The sequence below is a fragment of the Pseudactinotalea sp. Z1732 genome, from assembly GCF_049724975.1.
GTDB lineage: Bacteria > Actinomycetota > Actinomycetes > Actinomycetales > Beutenbergiaceae > CALKWS01.
In genome coordinates, this window is record NZ_JBMPQC010000002.1 from 381783 (window position 1) to 394904 (window position 13122).

Consider the following 13122-nt stretch of genomic DNA (forward strand, 5'->3'; position numbering starts at 1 on the left):
TATCCTGAGCGGGTGAGCACTCTGTCTGAACCCCTCGCCCCCGAAGGCCTGGACGCGTGGCGCCGGCTGCCCGTCAAGCAGCAACCGGAGTGGCCCGACGCCGACGCGCTTGCCGACGTCACCGCCGACCTGGCCGCCCAGCCACCGCTGGTCTTCGCCGGTGAGGCTGACACCCTGCGGGAGCGGCTGGCGGCTGCCTCCCGCGGTGAGGCGTTCCTGCTCCAGGGGGGCGACTGCGCCGAGACTTTCTCCGAGTTGTCCGCGGACAACATCCGGGACAAGATCAAGACGATCCTGCAGATGGCGGTGGTGCTCACTTACGGTGCCTCGATGCCCATCATCAAGATGGGCCGGATGGCCGGGCAGTACGCCAAGCCGCGCAGTTCGGGCACCGAGACCCGTGATGGGGTGAGCCTGCCCGCCTACCGCGGTGACATCATCAACGGGTTCGAGTTCTCCCCCTCCTCACGCACCCCGGATCCCCGGCGGCTGCTCGAGGCCTACCGGAACTCGGCCTCCACATTGAATCTGATCCGGGCCTTCACCTCCGGGGGTTTCGCCGACCTGCGCCTGGTGCACGAGTGGAACCGGGGCTTCCTGCGCAATCCCGCTTACGCCCAGTACGAGGCGTTCGCTGCCGAGATCGACCGGGCGATCCGCTTCATGCATGCCGCCGGTGCCGATTTCGATGGTCTGCGTACGGTCGAGTTCTTCTCCAGCCACGAGGGCCTGCTGCTGGACTACGAACGGCCACTGACCCGCGTGGACTCACGCACCGGTGACGCCTACGACTGCTCGGCCCACTTCCTGTGGATCGGGGAGCGCACCCGGGAGCTGGACGGCGCGCACGTGGACTTCTTCTCCCGGGTGCGCAACCCCATCGGCGTCAAGCTTGGACCGACGGCCACCGGCCAGGACGCGATCGATCTGATGGATTCGCTCAACCCGGACGGCGAAGCTGGCCGGCTGACCTTCATCACCCGGATGGGTGCGCCGAAGGTGCGCGAGTTGCTTCCGGACCTGATCGAGGCGGTCCGGGCGGACGGTCGCCCGGTGACGTGGGTGTGCGACCCGATGCACGGCAACGGGTTCACCTCCTCCAACGGATACAAGACCCGTCGCTTCAGCGATGTGATCGAGGAGGTGCGCGGCTTCTTCGACGTGCACCGCGAGCTGGGCACCGTTCCCGGTGGCCTGCACGTGGAATTGACCGGCGACGACGTGACCGAGGTGCTCGGCGGCGCCGAACACATTGACGACCACTCCCTGGGCAGGCGCTACCAGACCCTGGTGGACCCGCGGCTGAACCACCAGCAGTCCCTGGAGATGGCGTTCCTGGTCGCGGACATGCTGCGCGTCTCCTGAGCACGCTCGGCGCGGCGGTCGTGGACCGTGCGGCAGGGGAGGATCAGACCACGGTGAGGCTGATCACGGTTCCGCGCGGCACCATCGACCCGGGCTCGACATCCTGAGCCCGGACGGTGTTGAAGTACCCACCCAACACGTCGTCGCGGGCCACCTCGAAACCAGCCTCGGTCAGGGTCTGCGCCGCATCGCGGTAACTGGTCCCGACCACATCGGGCACCTCGAACAGTTCCGGGCCGAGCGAGACCACCAGTGCCACGGTGTCCCCCCGCAGGGCATCCCCCTGGGTGTCCTGGGAGATCACCAGGCCCTCGGAGACCTCGTCGGAGTGCACCCGCTCGCCCACCTCCGCCACCGCACCGGCGGCCTCGAGTTCGGCGATCGCCTCGTCCTCGGCCGCACCGACCACCGAGTGCACGGTGATCGGTTCGCGCCCGTTGGAGACGGTCAGGGTGACAGGGGTGTGGTGTTCCACCTGGGCCAAGGGTTCGGGGGAGGCCTCCATCACTTCGCCTTGATCCACATCGGCGGAGTAGTCGGTGCTCACCTGCGTCTCGGTGCTGAAGCCCGCGTCGGTGATCGCGGCGACTGCTTCCTCCTGGCTCATTCCGGCCACGTCGGGCATCGTGACCGTGCGGACGCCGAGGGAAACCGTGACCGTGACGGTGCTCTGCCGCGCCAACTCGGCACCCGCCTCGGGGTCCACGCTGATCACGTGGCCCTCGGCGACATCGTCGTGATGGGCCGTGGCACTCACCGGGCGAAGATCCGCGGTCTCGATCTGGCTCAGCGCCCGGGCCTGTTCCTGACCCACCACATCGGGCACCGGCGTATAGGACCCCGGGCCGAGCATGAGGTACCACCACCCCGCGGCTCCGGCCCCGAGCAGTAGCAGCAGCGTGATCACCACCGCGGTCACCCGCCGTCGTCTGCGGCGTCGACGGGGCCGGTCCACCTCACTTCGGGGCTGGGCGGCCGTCACCGCACCGATCGGCAGCGAGATAGTTCCCGAGTGATTGGTCGGGCGCACCGAGCGTGTTGCAGCGGTGGCGCCGTGATCGGACGTTGCGGCGTCATCGCTGTCCGGCCACGGTCCCGGCTCCGCGCCGGGTACGTCGGCCCTGATCGTCAGTTCCTCCGGGCTCAGCCCGGCGCGCACGTGGCGCAGCATCGCCACCGCGGCGCCGGCGTGGGGGAGGCGCTCCTGGACGTCCCGGGCGCTCAGCGCACCGATGAGCTCCTCGACCTGCACAGGGATGCCCGGTACCCGTTCGCGGACACCGGGCAGGTCCTCGTTGACGTGTTGGTAGGCAATCTGGATGGGGGTCTCGCCGGAGAAGGGCGGGGAACCGGTGAGTAACTCGTACAGCAGCACCCCGGCGGCGTAGACGTCGGCCCGGGCGTCGGCCATCCCGGAGGTGACGATCTCCGGGGCCAGGTAGGCCACCGTGCCCAGCAGCGTGCCGGTGGTGGCCGCGGTGGCCTCGGTGACCGCTCGAGCGAGCCCGAAGTCGGCGACCTTGATCCGCCCGTCGTCAGCCACGAGAACGTTCTCAGGTTTGATGTCGCGGTGGACCAGGTCGGCGCGGTGGGCCGCGGCCAGGGCGTCCAGGACATCGCCGACGACGTCGAGTGCGTCGCCCACAGCGAGGGCACCCTCGGCCCGCAACACCTTGCGCAGATTCTGTCCGCGCACGTACTCCATGGTCAGGTAACTGGTCTCACCCTCACTGCCCTGGTCATACACACCCACGACACCGGGGTGGGTGAGCCGGGCCGCCGCGCGGGCCTCCCGTCGGAACCGGGCGGCGACGTCGTGGCCCTCGGCCAGGTGGGGGTGCATCACCTTGATCGCGACCTGCCGGTCCAGGCGCCGGTCGAGAGCCAGGTACACGGTGGCCATCCCGCCGCGAGCGATGCGGGAGGTCACCTCGTACCGGCCGTCGACCATGCGCCCGAGCATCGGGTCGGTCAGGGTGGTGGCCATGGCCGGAGTCTAAGCGCGGGCGCGCTGTGCCGCGGGAATCAGCCGAAGCGTGTCATCAAAGTCTGCACACTGGCCACATACCGGCGGGTGTCGGAGTACATCCCGTTGTTCCGCACCGAGCCCTGCCCCTGATAGTAGGAGGCGATGGCCGTGGGCAGATCATCGCTGGTGCGCTGCAACGCGCGCAGGATGGCCACACCGGCCACCACGTTGTCGCGGGGGTCCAGTAGGTTCAGGTTGCGTCCGACCAGGTCGTTGGCCCACAGCCCCGAGGAGGGGATCACCTGCATCGTGCCCACCGCGTTGGCGGGGGAGACCGCGCGGGCGTCGAAGCCGGACTCCTGGTGGGCGATGGCCAGCGCCAGGGCCGGGTCCACGCCCATGTCCCGGGCGGTCTGGCGCACGATCTGCTCCATCTCGTTTCGGCTCGGCACGTTCATGGCCAGCAGCGAGCGCTTGTTCTCGTTCGCTGCCGCGACCACGTCATCGGAGTAGGTGTAGTGCAGGAAGGTGTTCGGGATGAGGTCGTCTCCGGACGACGTCGGCGCCGGGATGGTGAGTCGCTGGCCCACCCGGATCATGGAGCCGGTCAGGTTGTTGGCCGAGACGAGGCGACCGATGGAGATGTTGAACTGACGGCCGATGCTGGTCAGGGTGTCCCCGGACTTGACCGTGTAGGTCGTGGCTGTGGCGTTGCCGGAACCCGAGGAGGACCCGGTCGAGCCGGAGGAGGATCCACCTGAGGAGGAACCGCCGGAGGAGGATCCGGACGAACCGCTCGAGGAGGACCCGGGGATGGTCAGGCGCTGGCCGATGCGGATCAGGGCGTTGGAGCCCAGGCTGTTGGCCGAGACGATCGAGCTGATGCTGGTGCCGTAGCGGGCGGCCAGGTGGCTGACGGTCTCACCCGCGCGCACGGTGTGCGTGCGGGATGAGGAGGAGCCCGAGGAACTCGACGAGGAACCTCCTGCGGAGGACCCGGTCGAGCCGGAGGAGGATCCACCTGAGGAGGATCCACCTGAGGAGGAACCGCCGGAGGAGGATCCGGACGAACCGCTCGAGGAGGACCCGGGGATGGTCAGGCGCTGGCCGATGCGGATCAGGCCGTTGGAGTTCAGGTTGTTCGCAGAGATGATCCTGCTCACGCTGGTGCCGTGGCGATTCGCCAGTGCCCAGACCGTATCCCCGGCACGCACCGTGTGCGTGGTACCCGCGGACGAGGACGAGCTGCTCGAGGACGAACCGTTCGACGACGACGACGAGTTCGAGTTCCCTGAACTGCCCGAACCGGACTGACCAGGGATCCGCAACACCTGGCCCACGCGGATGAAGGCCCTCGAATTCAGGTTGTTCTCCGACACGATCGCCGAGACCGAGGTTCGGTAGCGCGCGGCGATGTGACCGACGGTGTCGCCCGAACGCACGGTGTAGAGGGTGTCGCTGTTGCGTTGCGGGGCGGGCGCCACTCCGAGGGCCGATCCCGACCGGCTCGCGGCCAGACCGGACTGTGCCTGCGCGCTGAGGTGCCCAGGAGCGCGCAGCGCCGCCAGTGGGTCGGCGGAGGCCGCTGCCTGCGCCTGGGCCGGGCCCGGCACGCCGGCCAGGCCGACTGCGGTGGCCGCTCCGAGCGCGCCGACGGTCGTCAGATTCAGCCGGCGGGCGGCCCGGTTCGGGGTAGTCCTGGGGCTCATTCCTCGGTTTCTCCCGTGATCGGTGTGTCACAAGTTCATACTGTGAGCACTGTGATAGATGTGAACACTGTGACAGTAGCGTGATGTGAACGTTTCCCACAAGTAGGGGCATCTCGGCTTGCTCGCACGGGCGCGCCCCGGGTGCCGGGCTGCGCACGTTAACCTTGGCCACGTGGCAGCAGTGGAAGAGAACGGACGGTCCGGAACCGACGTCGAGGTGCAGTGGTTACCGCTGCCCGATGTGGCCGAATTGCTCGGGGTGCAGTTGCGCGAGGTGCGCGGCATGCTCACCGAGCAGCGACTGCTGGCGGTACGCCGCCTCCCCGGAGCGGTGTGGACGGTCCCGTCCACGTTCTTCACCGAGGCAGCCGATGGTGAGGGGCCTCAGCCGGTGCCCGGGTTGCGCGGCACCCTGATCCAACTCGCCGACGCCGGCATGAACAGCGAAGAGGCGTTGGCATGGCTGCACACCCGGAACGAGCAACTGGGCACTGCGCCGATAAGCGTGCTCCGGACCGGGGCAGTTCACTCGGTGCGCCGTGCCGCGCAGGTGCTGGCCTGGTAGCAGTCGCTCACCACGGCTGGCTGAGGACCCGTTCCGCTGACCGGTCGGTGGCTGCGGGTCTGCGAACCGGCGGCCCCGGATCCCTAGGTGCTGCGGGTGATTGCCGCTTCGGCCAAGTGCTGGGCGAGGTCGCGGGCGGCAGAGGGCCAACCTGACTGCTGGATCGCGGTCAGTGCTTGCTCCGCGCGGGCGGCGATCAGGCTCTCCACCGCGTCGACCGCACCGCAGGAGGTCAGGATCCGGCGGATGTCGGTGATGTCATCCTCACTGATGGGCCCGCCCAGGGATCGCCGGATCCGGTCCGCCTGATCCGGTTCGGCCAGGGTCAGCGCCGTGGTGATCAGGACGGTGCGTTTACCCTCGCGGAGGTCATCGCTGCTCGGTTTGCCGGTCACCTCCGGGTCCCCGAACACCCCGAGCAGGTCGTCGCGCATCTGGAAGGCCTCGCCGATCGGTAGGCCGATGGCGCTGGTGGTGGACAAGTCCTCCGGGCCCGCTCCGGCGATGGCCGCTCCCAGCAGCATCGGGTGCTCCACGCTGTACCGCGCCGACTTCGATCGCACCACTCGGTGCGCCCGCTCCAGATCCTGTTCCGGATCCGTCGACCACGCCGCGGACTGGGCGTAGATGTCCAGGTACTGGCCCATCGTCACCTCCGACATCATCTCGGTGACGAGATCGCGCACGCGCGCGCCCGCCTGGGCCGGCAGCGGCGCGGCGGCCGCGCTCAGCTCGCCGCCCGCCATCGCCACGAGCAGATCGCCGAGCAGGATCGCTGCGGCGGTACCGAAGTCCTCGGGATCGCTGATCATCTGCGCCAGTTCATGGTGCCGGGCGAACTGGCGGTGCGCGGCGGGCTGGCCACGGCGCTGGTGGGAAGCGTCGATGACGTCGTCGTGCACCAGCGCCGCCAGGTGGAACAGTTCCAACCCCACACCGGCACGCAGCACCTGGGCCGGGTCGGGTGTGTCTGTGTACCCGGTCCAGCCCAGGTAGGCGAACGCCGCGCGCAGCCGTTTGCCCCCGGCGGCCAGTCGCTCAGCGACCTCGAACGCCTCGGCGGTCTCCGGCCCGATGTGGGCGGTGCCGCTGCGCCGGTGCTGCAGGGCCGAGGTCAACTCCGTCGACACCTGCTGGCGGAGCCAGGACAACGTCGCGGCCGGATCATCATGGGGCAAAGGGGGCGCTGTGGTCACCACCTGACCCTACCCACGTGTGCCACTGAGCCCGCCTGCTTGCGTCCGACCCGAGCGCTCGGGCCGTGCCTTGCCCCGTCACCAGGATCGAGCGGCCCGCCGCACCCCCACAGGGCCCGGCGCTGCCGACCCGGCATCCACAGCACCATCTCAGGACGATCCTGTGTCAACACCGGATGGCCCGGGGCCCCCGCGATCGTGAGGTGCTGCGCTGACATGTGGCGTTATGGATACCGCGAACAACACCCCCGTCGTGCTTCGCCTGGACGACCCCGTAGAGCTGCTGGCGTATCTGCCCTACCGGCTCGGGTTCTGGCCCGAGGAGTCCGCAGTCTTCTTCGCGGTCCGCTCCGCAGCACACGAGCCGGACCCGGAGGTGCGATGGCGCCCGGGCCTGGTGGCCAGGGTGGACCTGGTGGATCTGGCCGACCCCGCTCCGGACGGTGGTGCCCGGTTGCGCCGAGACATGCTCGGACACCTGCGGGCAGACGGGGCCGAGATCGTCTTCATGGTGCTCTATACCGGTGCGGCACCCGCGCATGCAGAGGCCGGTGACCGATGGCCCACTGGTCCGGCGGGAACCGTCACGCGGTGGTGGCTGCGCGAGGGGTCCGGTGCCGACCCCTCCCGGGTCTGGTTGGTCTCGGGGGAGCGATACCGCTGCCTGGAGTGCGACGCCCAGCCGTGTTGTCCACCCGGGGGACATCCACTGGCAAGGATCCGGCAGAGCCGCATCGGGGCCGAGATGGTCTTCGGCGGCATGACCTATGCCCCCAGCCGGGCCGACCTGTTGCGCCACGTCGAGGTCGGTGCCGCGCTGCGGGCCTCCGCGGTCCGAGCCGCAGCCCGGTGGCGTCGCAAGCAGGTCCGGGCCGGGGGCAGCCGGATGGCCTGGTTGAGCACGCTGGCGGCACGCTGGGACCAGGCGCTGGTCAGCACCGGTCCCCTCGACCGTGCCACGGGGGCGGACCTGGGCGCGCTGCTGGTGGGGCTGGAGGAACCCCTGGTGCGCGATGCGGTGCTGCTCTCGGTGGCCTCCGGAGCACCCGTGCTACAGGTATTGCACGACGACGGCGAGGCCCTGCTGGCCCAGGTGTTCAGCCCGGGCGGGGAGCCTCCGGAGCGCGATCTGGCCGCACGGGCCACCGATGTGCTGCACCATCTGGTCGCGGTGGCCGCCCGTGGACGTACCGCGCAGGTGTGGGCGGTCCTGGCCTGGCTTGCCTGGTACGAGGGCAACGGTGCGCGCGCCGACCTGTGCCTGCACCAGTGTCTGGAGCAGGACCCTCAGCATCGGCTGGCGTCGTTGATCCGGCGCGCGGTGGATCACGGAATACCTCCCGGCTGGGCGCGGGCCCGCAGTGTTGCCTGAACCGTGGAGGTCCGAGCCGCTTCCGGTCACGCCGGTCCCGCTCCCGCGATAGTCTCGGGGGAACAGTCGAGGCCGATGAAGGAGCGAGTCAACATGGCAGTTGTTGTGGGTTTCATCGCCACCGCGGAGGGACGCGCGGCCCTTGAGGCAGCGATAGAGGAAGCCAAGTTGCGCTCCCAACGTCTCCTGGTGCTGGTACACGGCGGGCGGGACGCCGAACCGGATGCGATCGAGGAAGCGATGGACGAAGCCCGGAGCACCATCGACCCCAGTGGTGTGGGTTACGAGGTTCGCCATCTGCAGCGCGGCAAGGACGTGGCCGAGGCACTGGTACACACTGCGATCGATACCGACGCCGAACTGATCGTGATCGGCATCCGGCGCCGCTCGCCCCTGGGCAAGTTGATCCTGGGCTCCAACGCGCAACGCATTCTGCTCGAGTCGCCCTGCCACGTACTGGCAGCCAAGCCGCAGGAGTGACCAACTCCGGGGAGGACCCCATGAGCGAGGGCACCTTGCACACCAGCCCACTGCACCAGGTTCACCTCGACGCCGGCGCTCGGATGACCGACTTCGCGGGCTGGTCGATGCCGTTGCGGTATACCGGGGACCTGGCCGAGCACCACACCGTGCGGGAGCACGCCGGCCTGTTCGATCTGTCCCACATGGGTCAGATCGAGGTGAGTGGCCCGCAAGCGGACCAGGCGCTGGACCACGCGCTGGTCTCGGCCTGCTCCCGGCTGAAGAACGGGCGCGCCCGCTACACGATGCTGGTCGATGCCGACGGCGGCATCCTCGACGACCTGATCGTCTACCGGCTCGGGGAGATGGAGTTCCTGGTCATCGCCAACGCAGCGAACCGGATCACCGTACTCGACAGCATCACTCACCGCAGCCGGGGGTTCGCGGCCTCGGTGGTGGACCGAACACCCCACCGGGCTCTGATCGCCGTGCAGGGCCCGCAGGCCGCCGGGATCCTGGCCGGTCAGTTCCCGGTGGACCTGGAGGAGTTGCGCTACTACTCCGCTGTGCTGACCAACCTCGGGAACGTGCCGGTGCTCCTGGCCCGCACCGGGTACACCGGAGAGGACGGTTTCGAGTTGAGCCTGCCTGCTGACGCCGCCGTCGGGGTCTGGCAGCGCTTGGCCGCGGCCGGTGAGGGCACGCTCGAACCCTGCGGGCTCGCCGCTCGGGATAGTCTGCGCCTGGAGGCCGGTATGCCCCTGTACGGCCAGGAACTGGGCACCGAGGTCACCCCGTACGAAGTCGGTTTGGGCCGGCTGGTCCACACCGACCGGGAGTTCGTGGGCAGCACCGCCCTCACCCATCGAGCCGCCGAAGGGCCGCGCAGTTTCCTGACCGCGCTGACCGGGACCGGTCGGCGGGCCGCCCGCACCGGTTACGACGTCCTGGACGGTGAGGAGGTGGTCGGGCAGATCACCTCCGGGGTGCTCTCGCCCACCCTGGGGCACCCGATCGCCCTTGCCCGCACCACGTCTGCCTACGAGTCCGGCCAGGTGGTCGGCGTCGACGTGCGCGGTAACCTGCAGGAGATGACCGTGGCCGAACGACCCTTCTACACACGGCCCGCTTGAAACCCGAGGAGCACTTCTGATGAGCACCCCTACCGACAGGCAGTACACCGCAGAACACGAATGGGTGGTCATGGACGAGGATGTGGCCACCGTCGGGGTCACCGCCTACGCGGCCGAGTCCCTCGGGGACGTGGTCTACCTGGATCTGCCCGAGGTGGGCGCCGAGATCACCGCGGGGCAGTCCTGTGGTGAGATCGAGTCCACCAAGTCCGTCTCCGAGCTCTACGCGCCGGTCTCCGGTGAGGTCCTGAGCATCAACTCCGAGGCGGTGGACAACCCCGAGGTGGTCAACTCCGATCCGTACGGCGAGGCCTGGCTGTTCACCGTGCGCGTCACCGGGACCGGGGAGTTCCTGGACGCCGCCGGCTACGACGCCCTGATCGCGGACTGACCGGGCGGATCGACTTGACTGAGCACGCTCCGGAGTTCCTGCGCCGTCATATCGGCCTGTCCGCGACCGACCGGGACGCGATGCTGGCCGCGATCGGGCAGGACAGTCTCGAGGCGTTGATCGACGCCGCGATGCCGCCGGCGATACGCACCGACGATCTCACCGAGGTGCCGTTCGCGGACACCGAGGCCCAGGTCCTGGCAGAGCTGGCCGCGATCGCGGCCAAGAACACGGTGCGCACCTCGATGATCGGCCGGGGATACTTCGACACCCACACCCCCTCGGTGATCACCCGGCACGTGCTGGAGAACCCGGGCTGGTACACCGCCTACACGCCCTACCAGCCGGAGATCTCCCAGGGCCGGCTGGAGGCCCTGCTGAACTTCCAGACGATGATCTCCGACCTCACCGGCCTGGACATCACCGGGGCCTCGATGCTCGATGAGGCCACCGCGGTGGCCGAGGCGATGCTGCTCGCGCGCCGGGTGGTGCGCGACACCGACAGGTCGGTGTTCCTGGTGGACTCCGACACCCTGCCCCAGACCAAGGCGGTACTGGCCACCCGTGCCCGTGCGGTGGGTATCGAACTGGCCGAGTTCGACGTGACCGCCGATCCGGCCGGACTGGCCGGCGCGTTCGGGATCCTGCTGTCCTACCCCCAGGCCAGCGGCCGGGTTCCGGCCCTGCGCCAGCTGCAGGCCTGGACCCACGCGGCCGCCGAGGCCGGTGCACAGGTGGCGGTCGTGGCGGACCTGCTCGCCCTGACCCAACTGCGCGAGCCCGGCTCCTGGGGCGCGGACATGGTGGCCGGCAGCGCGCAACGGTTCGGGGTGCCGATGGGCTTCGGGGGGCCGCACGCGGGTTTCCTCTCGGTGCGCCAGGGACTGCAACGACAGCTGCCCGGCCGACTGGTCGGCTTGAGCAAGGACGCCGACGGCGCACCAGCACTGCGGTTGGCCCTGCAGACCCGCGAACAGCACATCCGGCGGGAGAGGGCGACCTCCAACATATGCACCGCTCAGGTGCTGCTGGCGGTGATGGCCGCGATGTACGCCGTGTACCACGGCCCCGAGGGGCTGCGCCGGATCGGCGCCCGGGTGCACACCCACGCAACGGATCTGGCGACCCGGCTACGCGAGGCGGGTGTCGCCGTCGTCCATGCCAGTTTCTTCGACACCGTCCAGATCCGTGTGCCCGGCCGTGCCGACGCCGTGCTGGCCGCCGCCCTGGAACGAAACATCACCCTCTGGCGGGAGGACGCCGACACAGTCGCTATCGCCTGCGACGAGACCACCACCGCTGAGGTCCTGGACGATCTGGTCGAGGCAGTGGTCGCCGCAGCGGACGACGCGGGCGCTGACGACGCCGAGACGGGCGAACCGTTCGCCGTCGATTCCGAACTGGCCCGCACCAGGGAGTTCTGCACGCACCCGGTGTTCTCCTCCTACCACTCCGAGACGGCGATGATGCGCTACCTGCGCCGCCTGTGCGACAAGGACTACGCACTGGACCAGGGGATGATCCCGCTGGGTTCGTGCACGATGAAACTCAACGCCGCCACCGAGATGGCCGCGATCAGTTGGCCGGAGTTCGCCCGGATCCACCCGTTCGCCCCGGCCGGGGACGTGGCCGGGTATCACGAGCTGATCCAGTCGCTGAACACCTGGCTCGCGGACTTGACCGGGTACGCCGCGGTGAGCGTGCAACCGAATGCCGGCTCCCAGGGGGAGTTGGCCGGGCTGCTGGCGATCCGGTCCTATCACCGCGCCAACGGTGACACCGAACGCACCATCTGCGTGGTCCCGGCCAGTGCGCACGGCACCAACGCCGCCTCCGCGGTGCTGGCCGGCCTGCAGGTGAAGATCGTGGCCAGCGCCGACAACGGCGACATCGACACCGCGGACCTGCGCCGGGTCCTGGCCGAGAACGAGGGCAGGATCGCGGCGCTCATGGTGACCTACCCCTCCACCCACGGGGTGTATGAACACGGCATCACCGAGGTGTGCGACCTGGTCCATGCCGCCGGGGGCCAGGTCTACATCGACGGCGCCAACTTCAATGCGCTGGTCGGCTACTCCGGCCTGGGGGACATCGGTGGGGACGTATCCCACCTGAACCTGCACAAGACGTTCTGCATCCCGCACGGCGGTGGGGGACCGGGCGTGGGGCCGGTGGCCGTGGCCGAGCACCTGGTGCCGTTCCTGCCCGGGCACCCGATGGCCGAGGAACTCGGAAGTGGCGCCGCGGTCAGCGCCGCCCCGTACGGGTCGCCATCGATCCTGCCGATCAGTTGGGCCTACATCCGGCTGATGGGCAGCGCCGGGTTGCGCGAGGCCACCGCGGCGGCGGTGCTGTCGGCGAACTACATCGCCGCCCGCCTCGATCCGTACTTCCCGGTGCTCTACCGCGGTGAGAACGGCCTGGTCGCCCACGAGTGCATCCTGGACCTGCGTCCGCTGACCGCCAGGACCGGGGTCTCGGTGGAGGACGTGGCCAAGCGGCTGATCGACTACGGCTTCCACGCCCCCACGATGTCCTTCCCGGTGGCCGGGACGCTGATGGTCGAACCGACCGAGTCGGAGGACCTGGGCGAGATCGACAGGTTCATCGAGGCGATGCGGTCCATCCACGACGAGGCAGAGCAGGTGGCCGCGGGAACCTGGTCCCGCCAGGACAACCCGCTCGTGCACGCTCCGCACACCGCGGCCAGTGTTCTCGGTGACTGGGACCGCCCCTACAGCCGGGAGCAGGCGGTGCACCCGGTACCGGCGGTGGCTGCGGACAAGTACTGGCCGCCGGTGCGCCGGGTGGACGGGGCCTACGGGGACCGCAATCTGGTCTGCACCTGCCCACCGGTGGAGGCCTACCAGGACGGCTGAACCGGGCCTCGCCGGGAAGAATTGGGAATGTCTGGCGCCCGCTGACGTTATAATGGAAAGGCACCGACACCGCGCCGCAGT

The 13122-nt window shown here is 69.4% G+C and carries 11 protein-coding genes; 8 read left to right on the forward strand and 3 right to left on the reverse strand.

Annotated features, from left to right (window positions below; all coding sequences use genetic code 11):
- Nucleotides 1-12 precede the first annotated feature (12 nt).
- Nucleotides 13-1365, forward strand: a complete 1353-nt coding sequence (locus ACPL7H_RS05555; protein ID WP_424796066.1) for a class II 3-deoxy-7-phosphoheptulonate synthase — start codon at nucleotides 13-15, stop codon at nucleotides 1363-1365.
- Between the two features lie 43 nt (nucleotides 1366-1408).
- Here ACPL7H_RS05555 and pknB read toward each other — a convergent pair whose 3' ends face one another.
- Both pknB and ACPL7H_RS05565 read right to left on the reverse strand, forming a co-directional pair.
- The gene (pknB, locus tag ACPL7H_RS05560) at nucleotides 1409-3352 is read right to left on the reverse strand and encodes a Stk1 family PASTA domain-containing Ser/Thr kinase (RefSeq protein ID WP_424796067.1); all 1944 of its coding nucleotides are present in this window, start codon (nucleotides 3350-3352) and stop codon (nucleotides 1409-1411) included.
- Between the two features lie 38 nt (nucleotides 3353-3390).
- Nucleotides 3391-4269, reverse strand: a complete 879-nt coding sequence (locus ACPL7H_RS05565; protein WP_424796068.1) for a lytic transglycosylase — start codon at nucleotides 4267-4269, stop codon at nucleotides 3391-3393.
- Nucleotides 4270-4276: 7 nt separating this feature from the next.
- Here ACPL7H_RS05565 and ACPL7H_RS05570 point away from each other — a divergent pair, with 7 nt between their 5' ends.
- Together ACPL7H_RS05570 and ACPL7H_RS05575 are read left to right on the forward strand one after the other, a co-directional pair.
- Nucleotides 4277-4648, forward strand: a complete 372-nt coding sequence (locus tag ACPL7H_RS05570) for a hypothetical protein (RefSeq protein WP_424796069.1) — start codon at nucleotides 4277-4279, stop codon at nucleotides 4646-4648.
- 567 nt (nucleotides 4649-5215) lie between these two features.
- Nucleotides 5216-5608: an Rv2175c family DNA-binding protein gene (locus tag ACPL7H_RS05575; protein ID WP_424796070.1), complete on the forward strand. Its 393-nt coding sequence runs from the start codon at nucleotides 5216-5218 to the stop codon at nucleotides 5606-5608.
- Nucleotides 5609-5691: 83 nt separating this feature from the next.
- Here ACPL7H_RS05575 and ACPL7H_RS05580 read toward each other — a convergent pair whose 3' ends face one another.
- On the reverse strand, nucleotides 5692-6804 hold the full coding sequence (locus ACPL7H_RS05580) for a polyprenyl synthetase family protein (protein ID WP_424796071.1): 1113 nt from the start codon (nucleotides 6802-6804) through the stop codon (nucleotides 5692-5694).
- Between the two features lie 226 nt (nucleotides 6805-7030).
- Here ACPL7H_RS05580 and ACPL7H_RS05585 point away from each other — a divergent pair, with 226 nt between their 5' ends.
- The 5 genes from ACPL7H_RS05585 to gcvP all read left to right on the forward strand — a co-directional run bounded on the left by ACPL7H_RS05585 (nucleotide 7031) and on the right by gcvP (nucleotide 13041).
- On the forward strand, nucleotides 7031-8176 hold the full coding sequence (locus tag ACPL7H_RS05585) for a DUF4192 domain-containing protein (RefSeq protein ID WP_424796072.1): 1146 nt from the start codon (nucleotides 7031-7033) through the stop codon (nucleotides 8174-8176).
- Nucleotides 8177-8269: 93 nt separating this feature from the next.
- Nucleotides 8270-8656, forward strand: coding sequence for a universal stress protein (locus ACPL7H_RS05590; protein ID WP_424796073.1), 387 nt, complete (start codon nucleotides 8270-8272; stop codon nucleotides 8654-8656).
- A gap of 20 nt (nucleotides 8657-8676) precedes the next feature.
- Nucleotides 8677-9771: a glycine cleavage system aminomethyltransferase GcvT gene (gene gcvT, locus ACPL7H_RS05595; RefSeq protein WP_424796074.1), complete on the forward strand. Its 1095-nt coding sequence runs from the start codon at nucleotides 8677-8679 to the stop codon at nucleotides 9769-9771.
- Nucleotides 9772-9790: 19 nt separating this feature from the next.
- Entirely contained in the window at nucleotides 9791-10162 is a 372-nt protein-coding gene (gene gcvH / locus ACPL7H_RS05600; RefSeq protein ID WP_424786054.1) for a glycine cleavage system protein GcvH, read from the forward strand.
- A 14-nt stretch (nucleotides 10163-10176) separates the two neighbouring features.
- A complete protein-coding gene (gcvP, locus tag ACPL7H_RS05605) occupies nucleotides 10177-13041 on the forward strand; it encodes an aminomethyl-transferring glycine dehydrogenase (protein WP_424796075.1) in 2865 nt (954 codons plus the stop codon).
- The last annotated feature ends 81 nt before the right edge of the window (nucleotides 13042-13122 follow it).

Coding starts and splice junctions, on each gene's coding strand:
- pknB (WP_424796067.1), bottom strand. CDS start 3,352: ATGGCCACCACCCTGACCGACCCGATGCTCGGGCGCATGGTCGACGGC.
- ACPL7H_RS05585 (WP_424796072.1), top strand. CDS start 7,031: ATGGATACCGCGAACAACACCCCCGTCGTGCTTCGCCTGGACGACCCC.
- ACPL7H_RS05590 (WP_424796073.1), top strand. CDS start 8,270: ATGGCAGTTGTTGTGGGTTTCATCGCCACCGCGGAGGGACGCGCGGCC.
- gcvT (WP_424796074.1), top strand. CDS start 8,677: ATGAGCGAGGGCACCTTGCACACCAGCCCACTGCACCAGGTTCACCTC.
- gcvH (WP_424786054.1), top strand. CDS start 9,791: ATGAGCACCCCTACCGACAGGCAGTACACCGCAGAACACGAATGGGTG.